At 73.5% G+C, this 26232-nt stretch carries 14 protein-coding genes, 1 rRNA gene and 2 pseudogenes (1 of these 17 cut by a window edge); 10 read left to right on the top strand and 7 right to left on the bottom strand.

Translation table 11 applies throughout. The features are described 5' to 3' along the window. Positions 1-11 precede the first annotated feature (11 nt). A pseudogene (locus HB370_RS08225) lies at positions 12-4650 on the top strand (hypothetical protein). A gap of 114 nt (positions 4651-4764) precedes the next feature. Here the strand turns inward: HB370_RS08225 and HB370_RS08220 are convergent. Both HB370_RS08220 and HB370_RS08215 read right to left on the bottom strand, forming a co-directional pair. Beyond that, on the bottom strand, positions 4765-5508 hold the full coding sequence (locus tag HB370_RS08220) for an IclR family transcriptional regulator (RefSeq protein ID WP_030793353.1): 744 nt from the start codon (positions 5506-5508) through the stop codon (positions 4765-4767). A 249-nt stretch (positions 5509-5757) separates the two neighbouring features. After that, positions 5758-6273 carry a hypothetical protein gene (locus tag HB370_RS08215; protein ID WP_030793356.1) on the bottom strand — a complete coding sequence of 172 codons (516 nt, stop codon included), beginning with the start codon at positions 6271-6273 and terminating at the stop codon, positions 5758-5760. A 418-nt stretch (positions 6274-6691) separates the two neighbouring features. Between HB370_RS08215 and HB370_RS08210 the strand changes: the two genes are divergently transcribed. From HB370_RS08210 to HB370_RS08190, 5 genes are read left to right on the top strand one after another with little or no spacing between them, the layout of a single operon-like run. Beyond that, positions 6692-9475, top strand: a complete 2784-nt coding sequence (locus tag HB370_RS08210) for a nitrate- and nitrite sensing domain-containing protein (protein ID WP_030793363.1) — start codon at positions 6692-6694, stop codon at positions 9473-9475. Continuing rightward, positions 9472-9906, top strand: coding sequence for a roadblock/LC7 domain-containing protein (locus tag HB370_RS08205; protein ID WP_030793366.1), 435 nt, complete (start codon positions 9472-9474; stop codon positions 9904-9906). Before HB370_RS08210 ends, HB370_RS08205 begins: the two co-directional genes overlap by 4 nt. Positions 9907-9915: 9 nt before the next feature. Next, positions 9916-10311, top strand: a complete 396-nt coding sequence (locus HB370_RS08200) for a DUF742 domain-containing protein (RefSeq protein ID WP_030793369.1) — start codon at positions 9916-9918, stop codon at positions 10309-10311. A gap of 24 nt (positions 10312-10335) precedes the next feature. Further along, on the top strand, positions 10336-13974 hold the full coding sequence (locus HB370_RS08195) for a hydantoinase B/oxoprolinase family protein (protein WP_030793371.1): 3639 nt from the start codon (positions 10336-10338) through the stop codon (positions 13972-13974). After that, positions 13955-14560 (top strand): ATP/GTP-binding protein, encoded by a 606-nt coding sequence (locus HB370_RS08190; protein WP_030793375.1) that lies wholly within the window; start codon positions 13955-13957, stop codon positions 14558-14560. Before HB370_RS08195 ends, HB370_RS08190 begins: the two co-directional genes overlap by 20 nt. Positions 14561-14795: 235 nt before the next feature. Here the strand turns inward: HB370_RS08190 and HB370_RS08185 are convergent, their stop codons facing one another. Together HB370_RS08185 and HB370_RS41820 are read right to left on the bottom strand one after the other, a co-directional pair. After that, positions 14796-16445, bottom strand: coding sequence for a GGDEF domain-containing protein (locus HB370_RS08185; protein WP_030793378.1), 1650 nt, complete (start codon positions 16443-16445; stop codon positions 14796-14798). 220 nt (positions 16446-16665) lie between these two features. Continuing rightward, positions 16666-16810, bottom strand: a pseudogene (locus tag HB370_RS41820) (benzoylsuccinyl-CoA thiolase); the annotation flags it as partial. A 209-nt stretch (positions 16811-17019) separates the two neighbouring features. On the opposite strand from HB370_RS41820, the gene HB370_RS08170 reads away from it, so the two are divergent. After that, the gene (locus HB370_RS08170) at positions 17020-17556 is read left to right on the top strand and encodes an NUDIX domain-containing protein (RefSeq protein WP_030793381.1); all 537 of its coding nucleotides are present in this window, start codon (positions 17020-17022) and stop codon (positions 17554-17556) included. A 10-nt stretch (positions 17557-17566) separates the two neighbouring features. Here HB370_RS08170 and HB370_RS08165 read toward each other — a convergent pair whose 3' ends face one another. After that, positions 17567-19927 (bottom strand): glycoside hydrolase family 31 protein, encoded by a 2361-nt coding sequence (locus HB370_RS08165; protein ID WP_030793384.1) that lies wholly within the window; start codon positions 19925-19927, stop codon positions 17567-17569. Positions 19928-20140: 213 nt separating this feature from the next. On the opposite strand from HB370_RS08165, the gene HB370_RS08160 reads away from it, so the two are divergent. Together HB370_RS08160 and HB370_RS08155 are read left to right on the top strand one after the other, a co-directional pair. Next, positions 20141-22108 carry an acetoacetate--CoA ligase gene (locus HB370_RS08160; RefSeq protein ID WP_030793387.1) on the top strand — a complete coding sequence of 656 codons (1968 nt, stop codon included), beginning with the start codon at positions 20141-20143 and terminating at the stop codon, positions 22106-22108. Between the two features lie 190 nt (positions 22109-22298). Further along, positions 22299-23192, top strand: a complete 894-nt coding sequence (locus tag HB370_RS08155; protein ID WP_030793393.1) for a hypothetical protein — start codon at positions 22299-22301, stop codon at positions 23190-23192. Positions 23193-23282: 90 nt separating this feature from the next. On the opposite strand, the gene ptsP is transcribed toward HB370_RS08155, so the two are convergent. Next, complete coding sequence (gene ptsP / locus HB370_RS08150) at positions 23283-24953, bottom strand: phosphoenolpyruvate--protein phosphotransferase (RefSeq protein WP_030793406.1); 1671 nt, start codon at positions 24951-24953, stop codon at positions 23283-23285. Between the two features lie 78 nt (positions 24954-25031). Then, the gene (locus tag HB370_RS08145; RefSeq protein WP_030793408.1) at positions 25032-25481 is read right to left on the bottom strand and encodes a PTS glucose transporter subunit IIA; all 450 of its coding nucleotides are present in this window, start codon (positions 25479-25481) and stop codon (positions 25032-25034) included. A 555-nt stretch (positions 25482-26036) separates the two neighbouring features. Between HB370_RS08145 and HB370_RS08140 the strand changes: the two genes are divergently transcribed. Beyond that, positions 26037-26232, top strand: a 16S ribosomal RNA gene (locus HB370_RS08140); it runs 1331 nt beyond the window's last position.

The following is a 26232-nucleotide window of genomic DNA, read 5'->3' as shown; positions in this document are numbered from 1 at the left end:
GAGAGTCCGCCATGTACGAGCTGTCCCGGGTCCGCCTCTACTCCATCGGTCCCGCCGGTGCGCGCTACGCCGACACCGTGCTTGACCTGCGGGGTGTCGGCGAGCCCGTGCCCGACCCGGCGCCCACGCAGGCGGAGTTCTTCGAGGAGGAGCCGTCCGGCCCGCCGCGCCGGCCCGCGCCCGCGGGCGTGCTGTTCCTGGAGAACGGCGGCGGCAAGTCCGTCCTGCTCAAGCTGATCTTCTCGGTGATGCTGCCCGGCCACCGCAACACCCTCGGCGGCGCCAGCTCCGGTGTGCTGCGCAAGTTCCTGCTCGCCGACGACTGCGGCCACGTGGCCCTGGAATGGCAGCACGTGCAGACCGGCGAGTGCGTGGTCGTCGGCAAGGTCAGCGAATGGCGCGGACGGCAGGTCTCCAACGACCCGCGCAAGTTCGCCGAGGCCTGGTACTCCTTCCGCCCCGGCCCCGGCCTCAGCCTGGACAGCCTGCCCGTCGCCGAGGCCACCGCCGTACGGCCGCCCGCCGAGGGCACCTCCGGTGCGCACGGCCGCCGCCGCACCATGAAGGGCTTCCGCGACGCCCTCATGGAGGCCGGCAAGGCATACCCGCACCTGGAGGTGCACTGGGAGGAGATCCACGAGCGCTGGACCGAGCACCTCGGCGACCTCGGCCTGGACCCCGAACTCTTCCGCTACCAGCGCGAGATGAACGCCGACGAGGGCGAGGCGGCCGGCCTCTTCGCGGTCAAGAAGGACTCCGACTTCACCGACCTGCTGCTGCGCGCCGTCACCGACACCCGTGACACCGACGGCCTCGCCGACCTCGTCAGCGGCTTCGGCAACAAGCTGGGCCGGCGCGCCGAGCTGATCGCCGAACGGGACTTCACGGCCGGCTCGGTCGATCTGCTCGGAAGGATCGTGGAGGCGGCCGACGCCCGGGCACGCGCGCGTGACGTGCACGCGGGCGCCGAACGCCGTACCCGCACGCTGGCCCGGCGGCTGTCCGCGCGCGCCGTGCGGGAGCGGGTCCGGGCCGCCGACCTCGCCCAGCGGGTCACGGCCGCCGCCTACGCCGTCACCCACTCCGAGGGCGCCCGCGAGCGCAGCGCCCTCATCGCCGCCGAACTCGCCTACCGGCACGCCTCACTGGCGCTGGCCGCCGCCGAGAAGTCCGCCGCCGCGCAGAAGCGCGAACTGGCCGACGCCCGCACCCTGCACTCCGCCTGGCAGGCCGCCGAGGCCGTGCTGCGCCACCGGGCCGCCGCCGACCGTGTCGCGCGCGTCTCCGCCGCCATCCAGGAGGCCGAACGGGACGCGGCCCCCGCGCTCGCCGCCCGCGCCAAGGCCGCCGTGGACCTCGTACGGGCCCTGCACGCCGCCGCCGAGAGCGCCGAGGAACTGGCCAACGAGGAGGAGGAGCGGTCCGCCGCCCTCCAGGAGGCCGGCGACTTCGCCCACCGCGACGCCACCACCGCCGCCACCGAGGCACAGCGGGCCCGCAGCGAGGCCGGGCACCTGCGCCAGCGGCTCGCCGAGGTCGAGCAGGAGACCGCCGAGGCGGTCCGCGCCGGCTGGCTGGACGACAGCGCCCCGGACGCCGACCCGGCACGGGCCGCGCTCGCCGCCAGTGACGCCGAGAAGACCGCCGTGGCCGCCTGGGACGCGGCCCGCGAGGCCGCCCGCAAGGCCACCGAGCACGCCCGCGAGGCCGCCGCCGCCGAGTCCCGCGCCGAGCTGACCGCGGCCCGCGCGGCGGACGGGGCCACCGCCGCCGAGCGGGCGTACGACGCCGAGCGGCGCCTCGCCGAGTCGCTGGCCGCCGAGGAACGGCTGGCGGAACTGCTGAGCCTGCCCGGGGCCCCGAACACGGTCCGCGTGCCCGGCCCGCGCACCGGGGCCGACGACGCCGCCCCCGCCCCCCGTACCGTCGCGGAGGGCGCGCTCACCCCCGAGGAGCTCGACCGTTTCGCCGACGAACTGCGCGAACTCCTCGACGACGCCGTGTCCACCGCCGAACGGCACCTGTTCGAGCTGCGCACGGCCGCCGCCGACGACGCCCGGATCCTCGGCGCCCTCGGCGACGGCGGACTGCTGCCGCCCGGCCCGGACGTCCTGGCCACCGTCGAGTTCCTCGGCGAGCACGGCATCCCGGCGCTCCCCGGCTGGCGCTACCTCGCCCAGGCCGTCGACCCGGCCGACCACGCGCGCGTGCTCGCCGCCCGCCCCGAGCTGGTCGACGGCGTGATCATCACCGACCCGGACACGCACGCGCGCGCCCGCGAGGTCCTCGGCGACGCCGCCCTGCTGCCCCGCTCCGCGGTGGCCGTCGGCACCGCCGCCGCGCTGCTCGCCCCGCCGCCCGCCGCCGACACCACCCCCGGTGACGTGTTCCTGGTGCCGCCGAACCCGGCCATGCACGACGAACACGCCGCCGACGAGGAACGGCAGGCCCTGCGCGCCCGGGCCACCGAGCGCGACGAGGAGATCCGCGTCCTCGCCGCCCGCCTCGGCAAGGACCGCGAACTGGCCGCCCGGCTCGCCTCGTGGCGCACCGGCTGCCCCGCCGGGCGCCTGACCGAGCTGGCCCGGACCGCCGAGGAGGCCCGCGCGTTCGCCGAGGAGGCCGAGGCCGAACTCGCCGAGGCGCGGACCGTCCGCGCAGATCGGAAGAGACCGCGGCCGAGGCCGCGCGGGTCCGCGACAGCGGCAGGAGGCCGCGCAGAAGGCCCGGCGCGCCGCCGACGCCCTCGCCGGTCTCGCCCACCGGCTGCGCGAGCGCGCCGGCTGGCAGGCGAAACTGCGTGAACTCGCCGACGAGGCGGCCGAGTCCGAGGCCCGCGCCCAGGCCTGCCTGGAACGCGCCCGCGCCGCCGACGAGGACCGCCGGGCCGCGCAGCGCGCCGCCGACGACGCCCGCCGCACCGCGCGCGCCCTGCGGGCCGAGCGGTCCGAGATCGCCGGCGCCCCCGATGACGTACCCGCGGCGGACGCGGAAGCCCCGAAGGTGTCCCTGCCCGCCCTCCGCGAGGCCTACCGCGCCGCCTCCCAGGTGTACGAGAAGGTCGGCGTCGGCGCCGACCTGCGCGCCGAGCAGGCCCGCGCGGAGAGCGACGAGAGCGCCGCCCGCGCCGAACTGGACCGGCTCAGCAACAAGGTCCGCACCCGCGCCGAGCAGCTGCTCCAGTCGCCCGACGGCTCCGACGGGCCGTCCCGGCAGGCCGCCGCCGCGCGCGCGGAGGAGCTGGTGCAGCTCCTGGAGACCCGTATGTCGACCGCGAGCGAGCAGCTCGGCCGGCTGCGCGGCGAGGCCGAGCGGCTCGCCCCCGAGGACGGTGAGGCGCACACCGAGCTGCCCGAGGATCTCATCCCGCGCGACGCCGAGCACGCCCAGGCGCTGCTGCGCACCGCCACGGGCGAACTCGCCGCCCGCACCGAGGCGCTGGCCGAGGCCCGGGCGGCGCACACGGAGCTGCTGGAGGCCCACCGCGCCGCCGAGGACGCGGCCGGCGGCTTCGACGAGATCGCCGCCATGCTCCGCGACCTGCTGCGCGAACAGGCGCCCGAGGAGGAGCCGGAGGAGCCGGAGCCGTACCCCGGCACCCTGGAGGAGGCCCGGTACTCCGCCGCCGAGGCCCGCCGCTCCCTGCGCGGCTGCGCCGCCGATCTGTCCGCCGCCGAGGGGGCCGTCCGCGAGGCGAGCGACGTCCTCGTCCGGCACGCCAACTCCACGCGCTACGAACAGGTCCGCACCCCCGCCCGGCAGCAGATCCGGGAACTGCCCGCCTCCGCGCTGCCCGAGCACGCCCAGAAGTGGGCGGACGCGTTCGCGCCCCGGCTGCGTGTGCTGACCGACGAGCTGGCCCAGCTGGAACGCAACCGCGACTCCATCGTGGACCGGCTGCGCGGCCTCGTGGAGTCGGCCCTCGCCACCCTGCGCTCCGCCCAGCGGCTCTCCCGGCTGCCGGAGGGGCTCGGCGAGTGGTCCGGTCAGGAGTTCCTGCGCATCCGCTTCGAGGAACCCGACCAGGCCACGCTCACCGAACGGCTCGGCGAGGTCATCGACGAGGCCACCCGCGCGGCCGTGAAGAAGAACTCCGACCTGCGCCGCGACGACATGTCCCTGCTGCTGCGGGGCGTCGCCGCGGCCCTCCAGCCCAAGGGCGTGGCCGTCGAGATCCTCAAGCCCGACGCCGTCCTGCGCGCCGAGCGCGTCCCCGTCGGCCAGATGGGCGATGTGTTCTCCGGCGGTCAGCTGCTCACCGCGGCCATCGCCCTGTACTGCACGATGGCCGCGCTCCGCTCGAACGACCGGGGCCGGGACAAGCACCGGCACGCGGGCACGCTGTTCCTGGACAACCCGATCGGCCGCGCCAACGCGACCTATCTGCTGGAGCTCCAGCGGGCCGTGTCCGACGCGCTGGGCGTCCAGCTGCTGTACACCACCGGCCTGTTCGACACGACCGCTCTCGCCGAGTTCCCGCTGGTCATCCGCCTGCGCAACGACGCCGACCTCCGGGCGGGCCTGAAGTACATCAGCGTCGAGGAACACCTGCGGCCCGGTCTGCCCCAGCCGCCCCAGGCGGGGGAGGCGGTGCACAGCGAGATCACGGCGACGCGCATGTACAAGAAGCCGGCGCCGAGCGCTTCGTAGCAGGCTCGCGTCCGCCCGGCCTGTTCCGTATCGCGCAGCACACCGCGCCCTGCGGAACAGGCCCGGCGGAGCGGCGCGGTGCCGCCGAGCGCCGCCGCCGTCAGGAGCGGTGCGTCAGAAGCCGTACCCCATCCGCCGGGACAGCTCGGCGCCCGCCGCGGCCGTACGCCGGGCCACCTCGGGCAGCCGGTCCGCGTCGAGCCGGTACACCGGACCCGAGACGCTGATCGCCGCGATCACCTCGCCGTCGTGCGCGCGCACCGGGGCCGCGACGGCCGCGAGACCCAGCTCCAGCTCCTCGACCGTGACGCCGTACCCCTGCCGGACCACGGTCTCCAGCTCGGCGCGCAGCATCGCCGCACCCGTGACCGTACGATCCGTGAACCGCGTCAGCGGCCGCGCCAGCAGACCCTCGCGCAGGGTCGGCGACAGGTGCGCGAGGAGCACCTTGCCGCTGGACGTGGCGTGCAGCGGGGTGCGTCTGCCCAGCCAGTTCTGCGCGGTCACGGCCGCGGTGCCGCGGGCCTGCATGATGTTGACCGCCGCGTCGTCGTCGAGGACGGCGATGTTGACCGTCTCACCCAGCTCGTCGGCGACCTCCCGGCACACCGGGACACCCTCCTGGGAGATGTCGAGACGCACCGCCGCCGCTCCCGCGAGGCGCAGCACACCGGCCCCCAGGTAGTACTTCCCGCGGTCCTTGGCCTGGGCCACCAGGCCCCGGTTCTCCAGGACGCCGAGCAGCCGGAACGCCGTGGACTTGTGGACGTCCAGCTCCGCGGCGATCTCGGTGACGCCCGCCTCGCCGTGCCGGGCGAGGATCTCCAGCACGCTCACGGCACGGTCCACCGACTGCACCGCACCGGGCACCCCACGGCCGCCCCGCCGCTCCGTGCGCCCCGGCTCCCGCCCGGTCTCCTCACGCCCCAGCCCCTGGCCGGTCTCCTCGCCCCCCGGCTCCCGGCCGGTCTCTTCGCCGCGGCCGGGCTGCTTCTGCGTACGGGGCATGGCTCGACTCTCGTTGCCTGGGGAACGCGTTCGTTGCGCACAGCGCCGCATCGTGCGCCATGCGAAACTCGATGCTATCGAAGCCGTCGAAGCGCCCGGTCAGGAGTGCGACAGCTGCCCCGCCCCACCCCTGCGACGTATCCGATCCTCTTTCCGCAGGGCCGCGCGCTCCTCGCGGCGACGGGCCCGCCGCTCCCGGCGGAGGGCCCGGGCCGTGCTGCTCGGCTCCGAGACCACGCCGTGCCGCTGGTTCCACACCTGGCGGGTCACCCACACGTCGACCGCGGCCCACGTGGCCACCACCGTGCCGGCCACACCGGCCATCACCATCGGGAAAGCCAGCCAGGAACCGGCCAGCGTGCACAGGAACGCCACCATCGCCTGGATCAGCGTCACCGCGATGACGAGGACGGCCCGCACCGCCGCCGCACGCACCGGATCGGGCACCGGATGCCGGCGCGCGGGCTCCTCGACCCACAACGGCCGGTAGCCGTACCGCGGTTCGTCGCCACCGGGCTCACCGCCGCCCCGCGGCGCCGTGCTGTCCCACCGTGTCCGCGAGTGCCCCGCCCCGTTCTGCCCGGGCGCCTCGCGCCATTCCGCCGTGCCCGTCACCGTGTCCACTCCCCACCGCCGGCAGACCGCTCGCCCCCGGAGTCCCAGGACCCCGTCTCCCCAGTGGCTGCCCGGCTTGCGCCGCTTTACGCCGCCGGGACGCGGGATGCGGCCGCTGTGGCCTATTCCGCCCCCAATTCCCATAGAGAAGGACGAACGAGACCGTGCGAAGATTCCCGCGTGGCGAAAAAATCCGGCCAACCGCCCGTCAAAGTTGCCACAAACGGCCGGTCATGGCCCTCCGGATCGCGGTGGCAATCTCCCCTAATGCCCGGACAACTCGTCATCTCTCGCCTGCGGTGCGGAACTTCACCCGCCGGACATGTCTTCGAGTTACCTGTGGGGCGGTAGTAGGCTCGCGCCGTTTGCTGACGAACATGAACACCCCCGGCCGGCGGGGGTCGAGCTGGGGGAGGCCATGCGCTTTCGCGGGAAGTCCATCCGCCGGAAGATCGTGGCGCTGCTTCTCGTGCCGCTGGTGTCCCTGACCGGCGTCTGGGCGTTCGCCACCGTGTTCGCCGGCCGGGAAGTGGCCCAGCTGTTCCGCGTGTCCGACACCGTCGAGGACATCGGCTACCCGGCCGAGGACACCGTCCGCGTCCTCCAGCAGGAACGCCGCCAGGCCCTCGTCTACCTCGCCGATCCGCGGGCCTCCGAGGCCCTGTCCGCGCTGCACCGCACCCGCGCCGCCACCGACCGGTCGATCACCACGCTCCGCCGGAACGCCGCGGACCAGGACATCCGGGACAGCCTGGAGGTGGACGGCCGGGAACACCTGGCCGCCGCCCTGGACTCCCTGGACGGCCTCGACTCCCTGCGTCGCAGCGTCGAGGAGCGTTCCCTCACCCGGGCCCAGGCACTCGGCCTCTACAACCGCCTCGTCGACCCCTGCTACGCGCTGCTCGCCTCCCTCGTCGGCATCGACGACGTCGAGGTCGAGAAGCAGGCCCGCGCCCTGGTCAACCTCACCCGCGCCCGAGAACTGCTCGCCCGCGAGGACGCCCTGCTCGGCTCCTCCCTCGTCGTCGGCCGGGTCACCCGCGACGAGACCCGCCAGATCTCCGACCTCGTCGCCCAGCGCACCCTCCTGTACGACATCAGCCTGCCGCTGCTGCCCGCCGCCGAACGCGCACGCTACGAACGCTTCTGGAAGAACCCCACCACGGCACCCCTGCGCGGAGCCGAACGGACCGTCGCCGCCATGGACTCGGGCACGCCCCGCGGGGTCACCGCCAAGAGCTGGGACTCCGCCGCGGCCACCGTCCTGGACGAACTGGGCACCCTGGACGACCAGGCGAGCGACCGCTACCAGGACCGCATGCGCCCGGTGGCCTTCGGTGTCATCGCGCAGGCGGCCGTCGTCGGCCTCCTCGGCCTGATCGCCCTCCTCGTCTCCATCGTCCTGTCCATCCGGATCGGCCGCGCCCTCATCCGCGACCTGCGCCAGCTGCGGCTGGAGGCCCACGAGGCGTCCGGCGTCCGGCTGCCCAGCGTGATGCGCCGGCTGTCCGCCGGTGAGCAGGTCGACGTCGAGACCGAGGTGCCGCGCCTGGAGTACGACAAGAACGAGATCGGCGAGGTCGGACAGGCCCTCAACACCCTCCAGCGGGCCGCCGTGGAGGCCGCCGTCAAGCAGGCCGAACTGCGCGCCGGCGTCTCCGAGGTCTTCGTCAACCTCGCCCGCCGCAGCCAGGTGCTGCTGCACAAGCAGCTCACCCTGCTCGACAGCATGGAGCGCCGTACCGAGGACACCGACGAACTCGCCGACCTGTTCCGGCTGGACCACCTCACCACCCGCATGCGCCGGCACGCCGAGGGCCTGGTGATCCTCTCCGGTGCCGCGCCCTCCCGGCAGTGGCGCCGCCCGGTGCAGCTGATGGACGTGGTCCGCGCCGCCGTCGCCGAGGTCGAGGACTACGAGCGCATCGAGGTCCGGCGCCTGCCGCGGGTCGCCGTCACCGGGCCCGCCGTCGCCGACCTCACCCACCTCGTGGCCGAGCTCCTGGAGAACGCCACGGTCTTCTCGCCCCCGCACACCGCCGTCCAGGTCGTCGGCGAGCGGGTCGCCAACGGCTTCACCCTGGAGATCCACGACCGGGGGCTCGGTATGACGGCCGAGGCACTCCTCGACGCCAATCTCCGCCTCGCCGAGACGCCCGAGTTCGAACTGTCCGACACCGACCGGCTGGGCCTGTTCGTCGTCAGCCGGCTCGCCCAGCGCCAGAACGTCCGGGTCTCCCTCCAGCCGTCGCCGTACGGCGGAACCACCGCCGTGGTGTTCATCCCCGACGCGCTGCTCACCGAGGACGTCCCGGACACCAACGGCGTCGGTTTCCGGCTCGACCGGGACCGCGCCGGCAACGGCGGCGAGCAGGCGCTCGGCCGCGGGCGGTCTCCGGAACCGCTGCGGCTGCCCGGTCCGCAGACCTCCGTGCTGGACGGCCCGGTCGAGCTGGAGGCGCCCGTCGATCTCGACGCGCTGGAGGACTTCCCCGGCGCCCTCCCGGACGAGGACAGCGAGCGCGGCGGCCTGTTCCGCCCCCGCCGGTCCCGCCCGGGCGGCGACGAGCAGCCGGCGCACCACGACACCGGCGACCACGGAGCCGTACCGCTGCCCCGGCGGCAGACGCCCAAGCTGGTCAGCTCGCACGGCAAGCCCGTCACCGACCAGCGGCCCCGCCGCGGTGAACCGGCCCCGGAACCCACCAGCGGCCCGGGCGCCTCCGACCTAGGCGGACTGGCCCCGCTGCCCTCCCGCCGCCGCGGCACGGCCGCCCGGCGTCCCCCGGCCGATCCCGCGGGCGAGCGGGCCGGGACCCGGGGCGAGAGCGGCGGCGAGACGCCCGACGCCCCGGCGCTGCCGAGGCGCACCCGGCCCCGGACCTCCGGCCCCGGCACTCCGGCGGACCCGGCCCCGCCCCCCGGCACCCCCACCGCGCCCGCCGGCGACCCCGCCCCGGCGCCGGGCGTCAGCCCGCTGCCCCGGCGCGTACGCCAGGCGAACCTGGCCCCCCAGCTCAAGCAGGACACCGAACGGCGCGCCGGACGCCCGGCGCAGCCCGCCGACCGTGACGCCGACGAGGTCCGCAGCCGGATGGCCTCGCTCCAGCGCGGCTGGCAGCGCGGCCGGGAGGAGAACGCCGCGGGCGACGGGGCCCACAACGGCACAGCACAAGGAACGACCAAGGGAGACGGTCGATGACCGCACCGAAGGCCACCGGCCACACGACGACGAACAAGGGGGAGCTGAACTGGCTCCTGGACGACCTGGTGGACCGGGTCGCCAGCATCCGCAAGGCCGTCATCCTGTCCGGCGACGGACTGCCGACCGGGGTATCCAAGGACCTGACCAGGGAGGACAGCGAGCACCTGGCCGCCGTCGCGTCCGGCTTCCACAGCCTCGCCAAGGGCGTGGGCCGCCACTTCGACGCGGGCGGCGTCCGGCAGACCATCGTGGAGCTGGACGGCGCCTTCCTCTTCGTCACTGCCGCCGGCGACGGCAGCTGCCTCGCCGTCCTCTCGGACGCCGACTCCGACGTCGGACAGGTCGCCTACGAGATGACGCTGCTGGTCAAGCGGGTCGGTGTGCATCTGGGCACCGCTCCGCGCACCGATCTGCCCGCAGGCGGGTAGTGGGATGGCATGAGCGGAGACGGTCAGGGAAGAAACCACTGGTTCGACGACGAGGCCGGGCCGGTCGTCCGGCCGTACGCGATGACACGTGGCCGCACCACGAGTGAGGGCCAGCACCGCCTCGACCTGATCGCGGTGGTCGTCACCGAGCTCGACGCCGACGACCCGGAAACGGACCCGACGCTGTCCCCCGAGCACGTGGACATCGTCGGGCTCTGCCGGGACGAGCCCCAGTCGGTCGCCGAACTGGCCGCGGAACTCGACCTGCCCATCGGCGTGGTCCGCGTGCTCATCGGCGATCTGGTGCACACCGGGTACGTCCATGTGACGCGCCCGGTGCCGCCGGCCGAGCTGCCGGACGAGAGTATTCTGCGCGACGTGATCAACGGCCTCCGGGCGCTGTGACCGGCGCGAGAGCGGGGTAGTGACGTGACTGGCTGGCAGTTCTGGGTCGACCGAGGCGGCACCTTCACGGACATCGTCGCGCGGCGCCCGGACGGCCGGCTGCTCACGCACAAGCTGCTGTCCGACAACCCGGTCCGGTACGCCGACGCCGCCGTGGCCGGGGTGCGCGAGCTGCTCGGCGACTCCCGGGAGCCCGTCGAGGCCGTCCGCATGGGCACCACGGTCGCCACCAACGCCCTGCTGGAACGCAAGGGCGAGCGCACCCTCCTGGTCGTCACCCGGGGCTTCGGGGACGCCCTGCGCATCGCCTACCAGAACCGGCCCCGCATCTTCGCCCGCCGCATCGAGCTGCCCGCACTGCTCCACGAACGGGTCGTGGAGGTGGACGAACGCCTCGCCGCCGACGGCACCGTCCTGCGCGCCCCCGACCTGGACGCCCTGGCCGGCCCGCTCCGGCAGGCGTACGACGACGGGATCCGCGCGCTCGCCGTCGTCTGCCTGCACAGCCACCTCGACCCCGCCCACGAACGCGCCATCGGCGAACTCGCCGCCCGCATCGGCTTCCCGCAGATCTCGCTGTCCAGCGAGGTCAGCCCGCTGATGAAGCTCGTCCCACGCGGGGACACCGCCGTCGTGGACGCCTACCTCTCGCCCGTGCTGCGCCGCTACGTGCGGCACATCGCCGAGGAACTGCACGGCGTGCGGCTGATGTTCATGCAGTCCAACGGCGGGCTGACGGAGGCCGGGCAGTTCCGCGGCAAGGACGCCGTCCTGTCCGGACCGGCCGGCGGCATCGTCGGCATGGCCCGTATGTCGCAGCGCGCCGGCTACGAGCGCGTCATCGGTTTCGACATGGGCGGCACCTCCACCGACGTCTCGCACTTCGCCGGCGCCTACGAGCGGGTGTTCACCACCCGGATCGCGGGAGTCCGGCTGCGCGCCCCCATGCTGGCCATCCACACGGTCGCCGCGGGCGGCGGCTCCGTCCTGCACTTCGACGGCTCCCGCTACCGGGTCGGCCCCGACTCGGCCGGCGCCGCCCCGGGCCCCGCCTGCTACCGCGCCGGCGGCCCGCTCACCGTCACCGACGCCAACCTGATGCTCGGCCGCATCCAGGCCGGCCACTTCCCCGCGGTCTTCGGGCCCGGGGGTGACCAGCCCCTGGACGCCGCCCTCGTCCGTGACCGGTTCACCGCCCTCGCGCGCGAGATCCACGACCGCACCGGCGACGACCGCACCCCCGAACAGGTGGCCGAGGGGTACCTGCGGATCGCCGTCGCGAACATCGCGGGCGCCGTGAAGCGGATCTCCGTCCAGAAGGGCCACGACGTCACCCGCTACGCCCTGACCACCTTCGGCGGAGCGGGCGGCCAGCACGCCTGCCGGGTCGCCGACTCGCTCGGCATCCGCACCGTCCTCGTACCCCCCATGGCGGGTGTGCTCTCCGCGCTCGGCATCGGCCTCGCCGACACCACGGCCATGCGGGAGCGGTCCGTGGAGGCGCCGCTGGAGGCCGCCGCCATGCCCCGCGTCCGCGAGACGGCCGACGACCTGGAGACGGCGGCGCGCGCCGAACTGGTCGCCGAGGACGTCCCGGAGGACCGGATCCGGGTCACCCGCCGCGCCCAGCTGCGCTACGACGGCACCGACACCACCCTCACCGTCGCCCTGACCGCCCCCGAGGCCATGCGGCGCGACTTCGAGGAACGTCATCGCGCCGTGTACTCCTTCACCCTCGACCGCCCCGTGGTGATCGAAGCCCTCTCCGTCGAAGCCACCGGCCTCACCGCACCCCCCGATCTCTCCGCCCTCGCCCCGTACGAGGGCCGCGCCCAGGCGCCCGGCACCGCCCGTCTGTGCACCGGCGGCCACTGGCGCGACGTACCCCTGCACCGCCGGGAGGCCCTTCCGCCCGGCGAGACCGTCACCGGCCCCGCGCTCATCACCGAGGCCGGCGCGACGACCGTCGTGGACGACGGCTGGCGGGCCGCCGCGACCGATGACGGGCATCTGGTCATGGAACGCGCGGCGATCACGCAGAGTTCCGACGCGAGCACGGAAATCGACCCGGTGCTGCTCGAGGTCTTCAACAACCTCTTCATGTCGATCGCCGAGCAGATGGGCGCCCGGCTGGAGTCCACCGCCCAGTCCGTCAACATCAAGGAACGGCTGGACTTCTCCTGTGCCCTGTTCGACCCGGACGGCAACCTGGTGGCCAACGCCCCCCACATCCCCGTCCACCTGGGCTCCATGGGCACCAGTGTCAAAGAGGTCATCCGCCGCCGCGGCTCCGCCATGCGGCCGGGCGACACCTACGCCGTCAACGACCCCTACCACGGCGGCACGCACCTGCCCGACGTCACCGTGATCACGCCCGTCTTCGACACCGACCGGGCGACGGACACGGGCAGCGAGCCGCGGCTCCTGTTCCACGTCGCCTCACGCGGCCACCACGCCGAGATCGGCGGCATCGCCCCCGGCTCCATGCCGGCCCACAGCCGCACCATCGAGGAGGAGGGCGTCCTCTTCGACAACTGGCTGCTCGCCGAGGACGGGCGCTTCCGCGAGGAGGAGACGCTGCGCCTGCTCACCGGGGCGCCGTACCCCTCGCGCGACCCGCGGACCAACCTCGCCGACCTGCGGGCGCAGATCGCCGCCAACCGCAAGGGCGTCGACGAGGTCCGCCGCATGATCGACGAGTTCGGCCTCGACGTCGTCCAGGCCTACATGCGGCACGTCCAGGACAACGCCGAGGAGGCCGTCCGCCGCGTCATCGACGCCCTGGACGACGGCGCGTACGCCTACGAGACCGACTCCGGTGCCGTCATCCGGGTCACGGTCCGCGTCGACCGCGCCGAACGCCGGGCGACCATCGACTTCACCGGCACCTCCGCGCAGCTGGCCACCAACTTCAACGCGCCCCGCGCGGTCGTCAACGCGGCCGTCCTGTACGTCTTCCGCACTCTGGTCGCCGACGACATCCCGCTCAACGACGGCTGTCTGCGCCCCTTGGACATCATCGTGCCGCCCGGCTCCCTGCTCGCTCCCGAGCCGCCGGCCGCCGTCGTCGCCGGCAACGTCGAGACCTCCCAGGCCATCACCGGCGCCCTGTACGCCGCGCTCGGGGTGCAGGCGGAGGGCTCCGGCACCATGAACAACGTCACCTTCGGCAACGAGCGCCACCAGTACTACGAAACCGTCGCCTCCGGTTCCGGCGCCGGCGACGGTTTCCCGGGCGCCGACGTGGTCCAGACCCATATGACCAACTCCCGGCTCACCGACCCGGAGGTCCTGGAGTGGCGGCTGCCGGTGCGGCTGGAGGAGTTCGCCGTCCGGCGGGGGAGCGGCGGCGCCGGGCGCTGGCGCGGCGGTGACGGTGCCGTGCGCCGCATCCGCTTCCTGGAGCCGATGACCGTCTCGACGCTCTCCCAGCACCGCCGGGTGCCCCCGTACGGCATGGCGGGCGGCGCACCCGGAGCGCTCGGCGCCAACCGGGTGGAGCGGGCCGACGGCACGGTCACCGACCTCGGCGGGAGCGGCTCGGCCGACGTCGGCCCCGGAGACGTACTCGTCATCGAAACCCCCGGTGGCGGCGGCTACGGCCGACCGTCGCCCGAACCCCATCAAGCAGGAGAAGAGATCGATGATCTTCGGGCGTTCTGAGCGCGGCAAGCCCCCGGTCGAGCCCGTCACGCTCAAGATCCTGGTGGCCGGCGGCTTCGGCGTGGGCAAGACGACCCTCGTCGGCGCGGTCAGCGAGATCAGACCGTTGCGCACCGAGGAGCTGCTCACCGAGGCCGGACGCCCGGTCGACGACATCAGCGGTGTGGAGGGCAAGCACACCACCACGGTGGCCATGGACTTCGGCCGCATCACCCTGCGCGAGAACCTGGTGCTCTACCTCTTCGGCACACCCGGGCAGGAACGGTTCTGGTTCATGTGGGACGAGCTGTCCGAGGGCGCCCTCGGGGCCGTCGTCCTCGCCGACACCCGCCGCCTGGAGGACTGCTTCGCCGCCGTCGACTACTTCGAGCGGCGTTCCATACCCTTCGTGGTCGGCGTCAACTGCTTCGAGGGCGCCGCGCGGTACCCCGCCGAGGCCGTCCGCCAGGCGCTGGACCTGGACGACGGCGTGCCCCTGCTGCTGTGCGACGCCCGGAACCGGGAGTCGGTCAAGGAGGTGCTCATCGGCCTAGTCCGGCACGCGATGGCGTACACGGCCGAACGCCGCCGGGCCGCCATCGGCTGACCGCCTCCTTCGCCACCCGCCCGCGGACACGGCCCGTACCCCCGCCGACCGGGGTACGGGCCGTGCGACAGGACAGACCCGTGCCCTGGTGCCGGATAACACCGAAAATGTACGGCGATGTCGTCTGGCACCGGGAAGTTTTCACCGGCGTCGCAGGGGCGTCAAGGCTGTGAACGGTGTCGGTCACACCGGCCCGCCGGCCACCTTCCGGTCACAGGCGCGCCGCGACGGCCGTTCACCGCTGTGGCTCGGCGGCCGCGAACCCGGCCTGCGCGGGGGCCGGCCCGGAGAAGCCGCGCCGGACCTCGTGCCCGGGCAGCCCGGCCCGGCCGAGCACCCAGCTTCCGCCGTGCAGCGCCTTCGCCGCCTTCTTCAGCGGAGCGAGCCGGGCGGCGGCCTGGTGGTGGTCGCCCACGCTGCCCGGAGCGCACACGACGGTGGCCAGGGACAGCGTGACCGGCCGCCCGCCCGCCGTCCAGGACGCGTCCAGCACGGCCGCCGCCAGCGGACCGAGCGCCTCCTCGTCGGCCAGCACCAGGAAGTCGTCCCCGCCGATGTGCCCCACCCGCGCCTGCCCCGCCGCCCGCTGGAGCGCGCCGCCGACCGCCCGGATCAGCTCGTCGCCCGCGGCGAACCCGGCGCCGTCGTTGACCTGCTTGAAGTGGTCGATGTCCAGCCAGCTGAGCGCGAACGCCCGCCCCTCGGCGATCCGCCGGTCCACCTCGCTCACGATCGCGTCCGAACCGGGCAGCCTGGTCAGCGGGTTGAGCCCGGCCGCCTCCTCCACCCGGCTCTCGGCCAGCGCCCGCACCAGGTCCGCCAGCCGTACGACCCCCACGCACCGGCCCTGTTCGTCCACCACCGCCACATCGTCCGAGGTCCGGTCCCGGCCGCCGACCGCCACCACGTCCAGCACCTCCCAGGCCGTCGCGTCCACCCCGACCGTGCGGGGCGTGTCGCCCAGCTTGTACGCCGGCCGGCCGGCGTACAGGGCGTGTCCGTAGCGGGTGGACATCGACAGCAGGAACCGCGAGCGGTGCACCGACCGGACGGGCCGCCCGGACGGGTCCACCAGCAGCACCCCGGAGACCTCCGGGGAACCGGTCAGCAGGGCCCGCACCCGCTCCGCCGAGGCGGACAGCGGCAGTACGGCGGCGGGCCGCACGAACTCGCGCACCGACGGCCCGTGACGGGGCGTGGCCGGGGCACCGGGCGCGAGGGACGGAACGTATACGTCCACGGCGGGGATCCGGGCCGGCGGCGCGAACAGCTCGCCCTGCGCCAGCTGCGCACCGGCCGCCAGGGCCGCCGCGCACTGGTGCTCGGTCTCCACGCCCTCCACCGCCACCAGGGCGCCCAGTTCCTCGCACAGCGTCCGCATCGCCCGCACCGCGGCCGGCCGCGCCAGCAGCGAGGCGTCGAGCTTGACCAGGCCGGGGGAGAGGTCGGTGAGCAGTCTGAGCGGTACGTCGCCGTCCCCGATGCCGTCCGCGCTGATCCGGAACCCCTGCTCGCGCAGCGCGGCCACCGCCTCCAGCAGGGCCCGGTGCGGTACGTGCGTATAGGGCGGGACGATGTCGAGCGTCACCTCCCAGGGCATGCGCCCCGCGCCGCGCACGGCGTCGTGCAGCGGGGTGAGGCCGCCGAGGTCGGCGAGCGTGGCCGCGAACACGTTCAGGTGCAGCGGCAGCAGTGTCTCCTTGCGCGCCGCCGCGCGGAACGCCAGCACGGCCAGCCTGCCGTCCAGTTCCGGGTCCCGGCGGGCCTCGGCCAGGATGTCGCCGGTTTCCGGGCGGGCGAGTGTCTCCAGTGCGGCGACCGCGCCCGTCCTCAGGTTGACCACCGGCTGGAAGGCGAAGCGGAGAGTATCCGTCCAGGAGTGCACGGGAGCATGATGGGCGCCGCCCGCGCACGCCCGCGCTCAGTTCATGAGACGTTCACGCAGGATTCCGCGGCGGTCACAGAGGGTGGCCAATTCCGACCCGCGCCGGTCCGGCCTCGCTCACCGCACGGCGATCACCGAGGACCCGTGCCCGAACAGCCCCTGGCTGGCGGTGATGCCCATCCGTGGCCCGGCGACCTGGCGGACGTCCGTCGTACCTCTGGGGTGACGGAGGCCGGTAACGGCTGTCGGTGTACGACCGGATACGCCCCTTTCGCGACAGCACAACCTCCTCCAGGGGAGCCGCCCGCGCAGTGCGGATTGCGGCAGTGGACGTCCTCGCGCGGGAAGAAGACCGAGGCACAGGCGGGCACCTGACGACTCGTCGGAACTATGCCACGGGTCGCCGGAAATGGGCAGGCCGCAGCGGTGAACCGAAAGGTCACCGACGGCGTCGTGTTACAGCGGGGGCGGCCGGGACCGACGGGGGTGATTCCGGCCGCCTCATTCCGATCCGCCCGTTCCTGACGGCTCGCTGCCGGAACGCGTCCCTCCTGTGATCGGATACAGTCCGCGCGTGTCCGAAACTCAACAACCCACTGCCAACTCCGTGCCGGACTCCCACTGTTCGAGCTGCGGAGCGCCCTTTGGAGAGGGCATCTCCGGCTGGCCGCGCACCTGCCCGTCCTGCGGCACCGTCGCCTACCGCAACCCCCTGCCGGTCGCGATCGCGCTCCAGCCCGTGTACGACACCAAGGGCACGGCCCTGGTCGTCATCACCCGCACCGTCGCCCCCGCGCGCGGAGGCACGGCCCTGCCCGGCGGCTACATCGACGACCGCGAGGACTGGAAGCAGGCCGTCGTCCGCGAACTCGGGGAAGAGACCGGCATCGACGCGGCCGCCCGCGACGTACGGCTCGTGGACGCCATGAGCGCGCCCGACGGGCACCTGCTGCTGTTCGGGCTGCTCCCGGAACGCCCGGCCGAGGGACTGCCCGCCTCCGGCCCCACCGACGAGACCGAGGGCTGGCACCTCCTGCGCAGGCCCGAGGAACTCGCCTTCCCCCTGCACACCGTGGCCGTCAAAGCCTGGTTCGAGGGCCGCTACGTCTGAGCCGGGCGGTTCAGCCCCGCCCGCGCACGCGCACCGGACGCGCCGGCTCGGCCGCGCCGTCCTCGCGCTCCCGGGTCACCACCACCCGTCCGTCCCGCTCGCGGGCGGCATACCGCTCGATCTCCGGCTCGTCCCACCCGTCGCCCGCGTCCGGCACCACCAGACCGCCCCCGGTCCGCCCGCGCGCGGGCGCCCACACCTCCAGCTCCAGCCCCCCGTCGGCGCCCCGCACCGGCAGCACCGCCCCCGCGCGCGCGAAGACCGGCACCCGGGACAGCGGCGCGTCGACCACGACCCGCCCCGGCCCCTCGTAGACCTCCTCCGTCGCCGTGTCGTACCAGCGGCCCCGCGGCAGCCGCACCGCACGCCGGCCGGCACCGGGCTCCAGCACCGGTGCCACCAGAAGGCCGTCGCCCAGCAGGAACGCGTCCTCGCAGTCGCGCAGCGCCCGGTCCTCCGGCGACCCCCACCACAGCGGCCGCGCATAGGGCGCCCCGGTCCGCCGGGCCAGATGCGCCAGCGTCACGAAGTACGGCAGCAGCCGCCGGCGTTCGAGCAGCGCCAAGCGCGCGTGCTCCAGCACCTCGGCACCGAACTCCCACGGCTCCCGGCGCCCCGCCCGCGGACCCGCGTAGGTCCGGAACAACGGCAGATACGCGCCCAGCTGGAACCAGCGCAGATACAGCTCCGGCGACGCACTGCCGTGGGCACCGCCCACGTCCGGGCCCGAATACGGCACTCCGCACAGTCCCAGCCCCAGCACCAGTGACAGCGACGCCCGCAGCCCCGGCCAGCCCGTCGCCACATCCCCCGACCACGTGCCGCCGTACCGCTGCAGCCCCGCCCAGCCCGAACGGGAGAGCACGAAGGGCCGCTCCTCGGGCGCCAGCTCGCGCAGCCCCTCGTAGGCCGCCCGGGCCATGCACAGCGCGTACACGTTGTGCGCCTCCTGATGGTCACCGCCGCGCCCCTCCAGGGCGTGCCGGGCCGAGCGCGGCAGCGTCGGCTCACCGAAGGCGCCGAACGACGTCGGCTCGTTCATGTCGTGCCAGAAACCCGCGAAGCCCTGCTCCAGCCGCTCCCGGTAGAGCCCGCCCCACCACGCGCGCACGCGCGCGTGCGTGAAGTCCGGGAAGACCGACTCGCCGGCCCACGCCAGACCCTCCACCGTGCGGCCCCGCGCGTCCCGCACGAACGCGTCCACGGCCTCGCCGCCGTCGTACACGGCATCGCCCGGTTCCGCCCGCACCGACGGATCCACGGCCGACACGAGCCGGATCCCGTCCCGGCGCAGCTCCTCCGCCAGCACCGGCAGCTTGGGGAAACGTTCCTGGTCGACGGTGAACACCCGGTGGCCGTCGTAGTGGCCGGCACCGAGGTGCACGGCGTCCAGCGGCAGCCCCCGCTCGTGGTGGCCGGCGACGACCCGGCGCACCTCCTGCTCGCTGCCGGATCCCCACCGCGCGTGCTGGTACCCCAGGGCCCACGCGGGCGGCAGCGCGGGCGCCCCGGTCAGCGACGCCCACGTGTACAGCACGCGCGCGGGGGTGCCCACCATCACCCAGCAGCGCAGCGGGCCGCCGTCCATGTGCACCTCGCAGCGCCCCGCCCGGTCGTGCCCGGACCCGGCACCCTCCTCGCCCTCCCGCAGCACCACCGACCCGTCCCAGGTGGTGTCGTGGAACACCAGGTGCGTGCCCGCGTCCGCCACCACCAGCTGCACCGGCATGGTCAGGTGCAGCGGATCGTCACCGGGCCCGAACGCCCGGCCCGGATCGGTGTTCCACAGCCGGTACCTGCCGTCCCGCAGCCGCGGACCGGACGCCCGCCCGCCCAGCCCGAAGAACCGGGCGTCCGCCGCCACCTCCGACCGCTGCATCCACCGCGCCGCGCCCCCGCCCACCGGCTCCCACCAGCGCGGCGGAAGCTCCCGCCGCAGCACCACCCCGCCCGGCGTGCACACCTGCACCGCGCCGTGCCGCGACACGACCACCGTCACCCGCTCGGCCACCACCCGCCAGCCGCCGTCCTTGTCCGGCTCCAGCACCGCCCGCGGATCCGGCTCCGGACCGCTCCCGGCGAGCGCGTACGACGGCAGCGCGCCCGCCCCGTCCCACCCCCAGAACACCGCTCCGTTCGCCGCCACCACGATCCGCAGCTCGGAACGGCTGAACCGGATCAGACCGCCGCCCGGACCCGGCTCCACGTCCCGCACCAGCCCCGGCACCCGGGCCCGCTCGGGCCCCCGCCGCGGCAGCCCCGCCGCGTCGATACGCCTCCTGCGCCACGCGGCCCGCACGGTGCGCAACCCCCGAGCCGCCCTCCCCGAACCGACCACACTCACCGAACGCACCAGGTCACGACCGTCCATGCTGCTCACCCTGCCACTGAGCGCCCCACGCGCGCGTGCCGTTCAACTGCCGTTCACCCGTGGCCGGGCCACATCTTCACGACATCGACTATGTGGGGCGAACCCTGGTGCAGAAGTCGATCACATGGCATCGTCCGTGTCAGCCGCGTCACGCGCACACCCCAGCCCGTGCGCGGACCGACGCACACGACGCGCACAGCCCGGGAGCCTCCCATGTCGACCGCGAACCCCCAGCCGCTCTGGCAGCCCGACCCCGAGCGGATCGCCAAGGCCCGCATCACCCGGTTCCAGGCATGGGCCGCCGAACACCACGGCGCCCCGGCCGAAGGCGGCTACCCGGCCCTGCACCGGTGGTCCGTCGACCAGCTCGACACCTTCTGGAAAGCCGTCACGGAGTGGTTCGACGTACGCTTCTCCACCCCCTACGCGCGCGTGCTCGACGACCGCGCCATGCCCGGCGCCCGATGGTTCCCCGGCGCCACCCTCAACTACGCCGAACACGCCCTGCGCGCCGCGGCCGACCGCGCCGGCGAACCCGCCCTCCTGTGCGTGGACGAGACCCACGAACCCCGCCCGGTGACCTGGTCCGAGCTGCGCCGCCAGGTCGGCTCGCTCGCCGCCGGACTCCGCGCCCTCGGCGTACGCCCCGGCGACCGCGTCAGCGGCTACCTCCCCAACATCCCGCAGGCCGTCGTCGCCCTCCTCGCCACCGCCGCCGTCGGCGCCGTATGGACCTCCTGCGCCCCCGACTTCGGCGCCCGCAGCGTCCTCGACCGCTTCCAGCAGGTCGAACCCGTCGTCCTGTTCACCGTCGACGGCTACCGCTACGGCGGCAAGGAGCACGACCGCCGCGAGATCGTCGCCGAACTGCGCCGCGAACTGCCCACCCTGCGCGCCGTCGTCCACATCCCGCTGCTCGGCACCGACACCCCCGAGGGCGCCCTCGAATGGTCGGCGCTGACCGCCGGGGACACCGAGCCGGTCTACGAACAGGTCCCCTTCGACCACCCGCTGTGGGTGCTGTACTCCTCCGGCACGACCGGCCTGCCCAAGGCCATCGTCCAGTCGCAGGGCGGCATCCTGGTCGAACACCTCAAACAGCTCGGCCTGCACTGCGACCTCGGTCCCGAGGACCGCTTCTTCTGGTACACCTCGACCGGCTGGATGATGTGGAACTTCCTCGTCTCCGGCCTCCTGACGGGCACCACGATCGTCCTGTACGACGGCAGCCCCGGCCACCCGGACACCGGCGCCCAGTGGCGGATCGCCGAACGCACCGGGGCCACCCTCTACGGCACCTCCGCCGCCTACGTCATGGCCTGCCGCAAGGCCGGCGTCCACCCCGCCCGCGACTACGACCTGTCCAGGGTCGAGTGCGTCGCCACCACCGGCTCCCCGCTGCCGCCCGACGGCTTCCGCTGGCTGCACGACGAGGTGCGCGACGACCTGTGGATCGCCTCCGTCAGCGGCGGCACGGACGTCTGCTCCTGCTTCGCCGGCGCCGTACCCACCCTGCCCGTGTACACCGGCGAACTCCAGGCCCCCGGCCTCGGCACCGACCTGCGCTCCTGGGACCCGAGCGGCCGACCCCTCGTGGACGAGGTCGGCGAACTGGTCGTCACCCAGCCCATGCCGTCCATGCCGATCCACTTCTGGAACGACCCCGACGGCAGCCGCTACCACCACAGCTACTTCGACACCTACCCCGGCGTCTGGCGCCACGGCGACTGGATCACCGTCACCTCCCGGGGCTCCGTGATCATCCACGGCCGCTCCGACTCCACCCTCAACCGGCAGGGCGTACGCATGGGCTCGGCCGACATCTACGAGGTCGTCGAACGCCTGCCGGAGATCAGGGAATCGCTCGTCATCGGCGTCGAACAACCCGACGGCGGCTACTGGATGCCGCTGTTCGTGCACCTCGCACCGGGCGCCGTCCTGGACGAGACGCTCCTGAACCGCGTCAAGCAGACCATCCGCGAACAGCTCTCACCCCGGCACGTCCCCGACGAGATCATCGAGGTCCCCGGCATCCCGCACACCCTCACCGGCAAGCGCATCGAGGTACCGGTCAAGCGCCTCCTGCAGGGCACCCCCCTGGAAAAGGCGGTCAACCCCGGCTCCATCGACAACCTCGCCCTCCTCGCCTTCTACGAGGAACTGGCCCGCAAGCGCGGCTGACCCACCGGAACATCACCCTCCGCACAGGTCCCGGACCCCGCTGCGGCGTCCGGGACCCGTCGCACCAAACACCAGTCATGACCTGGAAAAACGCCCCCCATGCCCCGGTCCGCGAGCCTCGTCGGACAGCCGTTGTCAGTGCCGACCGTTACGGTGAGTGAGCATTGATCGACCGCGCATTGGGGGAATCATGGCGCACACCGACCACCACACCCTGCGACGCGTCCTGCGCCGCGAGATCGCCGGCACCATCGGCGTCCTCACCGACGACCACGACTTCCGCGCCATGCGGCGCTACCGCAGCTTCACCTTCGACGACCACACGACCTACCTCCGGCACCTGGAAACGGTCCTGAGGACCCGCGCCGCACAGGGCAGCCACACCACACTCGCCCTGTTCGACCCGGAGGACTACGCCGCGTACTGCGCGGACACCGGACTCGACCCGGACGCCCCGGCCAGCCGCAGCCGGTTCACCGCACACCTCGCGACCACCGGCCCCACCGTCCCCTACGACGGCCGCCCGCTCACCGACCTCCTGCCCCAGCTCGTGGACGAAGCCGTACGCCAGGCCACCTGGGAGTACGCCACCACCCTCCTCACCCGCCTCGGACCCTGCCCGACCTGCGGCGAGGACATCGGCAGGGCCGCCTTCACCCGTGCCTCCGAACTCCTGGTCCGCATCCTCGACACCGCCCCACCCGGCGAGAGGCACCTCGTCTGCACCGTCTCCGGACCACCGGACACCCTCGTCTCCGTCCTGCACGGCGACCAGGACGGCAACGGCGCCACCCGCCTGGACGAGGCGGAGGCCCTGGAGTTCACCAGCGTCCTCGCCCTCGGACTGGCCACCCGCAGCCCTGGTGGACTCGTCATCCGCACCAGCGCCGCCGGCACCCCCGACCGCGTCTACGGCTGGCGACTGCGCGGCGGCACCCTCGAGCCCCTGACCGCCTCGGAAGTCTTCGACGCCTACTGCACCGACGTCGAAACCGGCGACCTCATCCCACCCGAGTCCGGCGTCGACTACGACGCACCCCCCGACCTCGGAGACGACGGCACGGCAGCGGCCCACCGCCACTGACACACCGGCCACCGCCGGCAAACACGACAGGGGCGCCCCGCCCGAAGGCGGGACGCCCCTGACCGAACGGCACCCGAAGGCACCGGCCGGCTACTCGCCGGACAGCACCGCCTGGGCCGCGGCGCGCGCCTCCTCGGCGCTGTCCGCCGCACGCGCCGCCGCCGCGGCCCGCTCGCACTGCGCCAGCGTGTGCTTCGCCAGCGTGGCGCGGACATACGGAATCGACGCCGACCCCATGGACAGGGAGGTGACACCCAGACCGGTCAGCACACAGGCCAGCAGCGGATCGGACGCGGCCTCACCGCACACCCCGCAGCTCTTGCCCTCGGCCCTCGCCGCCTCGGCCGACAGCGCCACCAGGTCGAGCAGCGCCGGCTGCCACGGGTCCTGCAGCCGCGACACCGCGCCCACCTGCCGGTCCGCCGCGAACGTGTACTGCGCGAGGTCGTTGGTGCCCAGCGACAGGAACTCGACCTCCCGCAGGATCGACCGCGCCCGCAGCGCGGCCGACGGGATCTCGACCATCGCACCGAACTTGGCCTGGAGACCCGCCTCCCGGCAGGCGTCCGCGAACGCCTTGGCGTCCTGGCGGTCCGCCACCATGGGCGCCATCACCTCGAGGTGGACGGGCAGCCCCTCGGCGGCCTTCGCCAGCGCCGTCAGCTGGGTGCGCAGCACCTCCGGGTGGTCCAGCAGCGTCCGCAGGCCCCGCACACCCAGCGCCGGGTTCGGCTCGTCCGCCGGCGTCAGGAAGTCCAGCGGCTTGTCCGCGCCCGCGTCCAGCACCCGTACGACCACACGACCCTCGGGGAACGCCTCCAGCACCTGCCGGTAGGCCTCCACCTGCTTCTCCTCGGAAGGAGCCTTCTTGCTGTCGTCCAGGAACAGGAACTCGGTACGGAACAGACCGACGCCCTCGGCACCCGCCTCGACCGCGGCCGCCACATCCGCCGGCCCGCCCACGTTGGCCAGCAGCGGCACCTTGTGCCCGTCCGCGGTCACACCGGGGCCCGTCGAGGCGGCCAGCGCCGCCTTGCGCTCGGCGGCCGCGGCCGAAAGCTGCGCCTTCTTCTCCTCGCTGGGGCTGACGAAGACATCGCCCGTGCTGCCGTCCACGGCGACCACCGTGCCCTCGGCCAGCTCACCGGCGCCCGGCAGCGCCACCACGGCCGGCACCCCCAGCGCCCGCGCCAGAATCGCGCTGTGGCTGGTCGGACCGCCCTCCTCGGTCACGAAACCGAGCACCAGGGAGGGGTCCAGCAGCGCCGTGTCGGCCGGAGCCAGGTCCCGGGCCACGAGTACATACGGCTGGTCGCTGTCCGGGACACCCGGCATCGGCACGCCCAGCAGCCGCGCGACGATACGGTTCCGCACGTCGTCCAGGTCGGCCACGCGCCCCGCGAGGTACTCACCGGCACCGGCCAGCAGCTCCCGGTACGCCGCGAACGCGTCGTAGACCGCGCGCTCCGCGGTGCTGCCGACGGCGATCCGCCGGTCCACGTCCGCCATCAGCTCGGGGTCCTGGGCCATCATGGCCTGCGCTTCGAGCACGGCCTGGGCCTCGCCGCCCGCCAGATTGCCGCGCGCCATCAGATCGGCGGCCACGGCGTCCACGGCCTGCCGGGCGCGCCCCTGCTCCCGCTCGGCGTCCTCGGCGGGGATCTGCTTGGCCGGCGGCTCCAGCACCGCCGTGCCCATGTGCCGAACCTCGCCGATCGCCACACCATGGCTCACGCCGACGCCTCGCAGCGTTGTCTCCATCTCACCCGTCTCCGATAGTGCGGCGGGTCCCGCCGCGGTGGTGGTTGTCCTGTGCGCCGTTCTGGAACGGCCCGGCCGTCAGTTCCAGGAGAAGAGGCTGTCGCCGGTCTTCACGTCACCACTGTCACGCAGCTCGGAGAGGGACTCGGCAGTGGCTTCCAGGGCGACGACCGGGCACACCGGGGACTTGCCGGCGGCCTCGACGGCGGCCGGGTTCCAGCGGACGACGGCCTGGCCGCGGGTGACCCTGTCCCCCTTGGCGACGAGCAGCTCGAACCCCTCGCCGTTGAGCTGCACCGTGTCGATGCCGAGGTGGGTGAGCACCCCGTGGCCGCTCTCGTCGACCACGACGAACGCGTGCGGGTGCAGGGAGACGATGACGCCGTCCACGGGCGCCACCGCCTCGGAGGCCTCGCGCACGGGATCGATCGCGGTACCCGGGCCGACCATGGCCCCGGAGAAGACCGGGTCCGGCACTGCGGCCAGTCCGATGGCCCGTCCAGCAAGAGGGGACGTCACGGTGGTCATGGGAAGCCTCCCAGGGAGTGGAGCTGCTCGCGGACCGTCACCGCCTGTCCCGGACGGCGCACTGAGCAGCAGCGTATGTCAAATGAACTGGCGGTTCCGGATAGAAGCTACCAGCTAGTGGTCTAGACCACCAACCAAGGCGATTTGCATGGCCTTCAAGGCCGCGTGTACAGTCATAACCCTGCTCGGGGCAGAGAGGCACGAAACAGTGCCCAGCTCCTGGCGGCAACCAAACTCATCAGATCCTGATCTCTGGATCTTCTTCTGCGTGCTCGCAGGAGGGTGGTCAGAGAGACGGAAAAAGCCTGGTAGAGTTTGAAACACCGAAGGGAAGCGCCCGGAGGAAAGCCCGAGAGGGTGAGTACAAAGGAAGCGACCGTTCCTTGAGAACTCAACAGCGTGCCAAAAGTCAACGCCAGATATGTTGATACCCCGTCTCCAGCATCAGCTGGGACGAGGTTCCTTTGAAAAAACACAGCGAGGACGCTGTGTGCGAGGGGACTATTCCTCCTCTCGCACCGCTCTCGTGATGTGTCACCGGATTACCGGTAAACATTCACGGAGAGTTTGATCCTGGCTCAGGACGAACGCTGGCGGCGTGCTTAACACATGCAAGTCGAACGATGAACCTCCTTCGGGAGGGGATTAGTGGCGAACGGGTGAGTAACACGTGGGCAATCTGCCCTTCACTCTGGGACAAGCCCTGGAAACGGGGTCTAATACCGGATACGAACCTCCAAGGCATCTTGGA

The sequence above is a fragment of the Streptomyces sp. DSM 40868 genome, assembly GCF_011820545.1.
Taxonomy (GTDB): Bacteria; Actinomycetota; Actinomycetes; order Streptomycetales; family Streptomycetaceae; genus Streptomyces; species Streptomyces eurythermus.
This window is presented reverse-complemented; position numbering and strand designations above follow the sequence as displayed.

Bases quoted from the DNA above. Each gene is read 5' to 3' on its own strand.
- ptsP (WP_030793406.1), bottom strand. From the start codon at position 24,953: ATGGAGACAACGCTGCGAGGCGTCGGCGTGAGCCATGGTGTGGCGATC.
- HB370_RS08190 (WP_030793375.1), top strand. From the start codon at position 13,955: ATGATCTTCGGGCGTTCTGAGCGCGGCAAGCCCCCGGTCGAGCCCGTC.
- HB370_RS08165 (WP_030793384.1), bottom strand. From the start codon at position 19,927: ATGGACGGTCGTGACCTGGTGCGTTCGGTGAGTGTGGTCGGTTCGGGG.
- HB370_RS08210 (WP_030793363.1), top strand. From the start codon at position 6,692: ATGCGCTTTCGCGGGAAGTCCATCCGCCGGAAGATCGTGGCGCTGCTT.
- HB370_RS08205 (WP_030793366.1), top strand. From the start codon at position 9,472: ATGACCGCACCGAAGGCCACCGGCCACACGACGACGAACAAGGGGGAG.
- HB370_RS08200 (WP_030793369.1), top strand. From the start codon at position 9,916: ATGAGCGGAGACGGTCAGGGAAGAAACCACTGGTTCGACGACGAGGCC.
- HB370_RS08155 (WP_030793393.1), top strand. From the start codon at position 22,299: ATGGCGCACACCGACCACCACACCCTGCGACGCGTCCTGCGCCGCGAG.
- HB370_RS08145 (WP_030793408.1), bottom strand. From the start codon at position 25,481: ATGACCACCGTGACGTCCCCTCTTGCTGGACGGGCCATCGGACTGGCC.
- HB370_RS08160 (WP_030793387.1), top strand. From the start codon at position 20,141: ATGTCGACCGCGAACCCCCAGCCGCTCTGGCAGCCCGACCCCGAGCGG.